This window comes from Enterobacter cloacae complex sp. S3 (assembly GCF_014930495.1).
In the GTDB taxonomy this organism is placed as follows: domain Bacteria; phylum Pseudomonadota; class Gammaproteobacteria; order Enterobacterales; family Enterobacteriaceae; genus Enterobacter; species Enterobacter asburiae_B.
In genome coordinates, this window is record NZ_JADBRD010000117.1 from 1 (window position 1) to 713 (window position 713).

Annotated in this window: 1 protein-coding gene and 1 pseudogene; both read left to right on the top strand. The window is 34.2% G+C overall.

Annotation, left to right across the window (positions count from 1 at the left end):
• Positions 1–319: DegT/DnrJ/EryC1/StrS family aminotransferase (locus IM317_RS23750; RefSeq protein WP_193362555.1), on the top strand; the 319-nt coding region annotated here is incomplete at its 5' end.
• A pseudogene (locus tag IM317_RS23755) lies at positions 316–713 on the top strand (O-antigen flippase); the annotation flags it as partial. The gene IM317_RS23750 and the pseudogene IM317_RS23755, both read left to right, overlap by 4 nt.

Consider the following 713-nt stretch of genomic DNA (forward strand, 5'->3'; position numbering starts at 1 on the left):
TTATATCGAAAAAAATAATAACCCATTCAATTCGCTGCCAAAATATAAAGCCCGTGAAAATCAAGTATGGCACATATTTTTAATTATGACACCAAATCGTGAAAAATTGCAGGCATATCTTTTAGAGAATAACGTCAGCACATTAATACATTATCCACTTCCGCCTCATAAACAAAAAGCTTACAGTTCGTTAAATCAGTTATCTTTACCAATCACTGAAAAAATTCATAATGAAGTCCTATCACTTCCTCTAGACCCAACAATGGAATACGGAGACTTAGATAAAATAATAAAACTTGTAAACACGTTTTCTGTATGAAAAAAATACTAAAAATAACAAGCATGTCTGCATTCTTAACATTGTTTAAGATGTTGATCGGTTTTGTTATTTCAAAAGCTGCTGCAGTTTATGCCGGCCCTGCTGGTGTTGTGGTACTGGGGCAAATGCAGAGCTTGATCGCTAGTGTAATGGGAATACTTAACGCGCCTGTTAGTACAGGCGTTATAAAATACACATCGGAAAATGGAGAAAAAAATAGTTTTTGGTGGTGGCGTTCGAGTTTAGTTATTCTCTGTTCTATCTCTGTTCCTATTGTTTTTTTCATGATAATTTATTCTGAATTTATATCTTATCATGCATTAGGTTCTAGTGAATATAAGTGGCTGATTATAATAACATCATTCACTCTGCCTCTGGCTGCAATAGGGACATT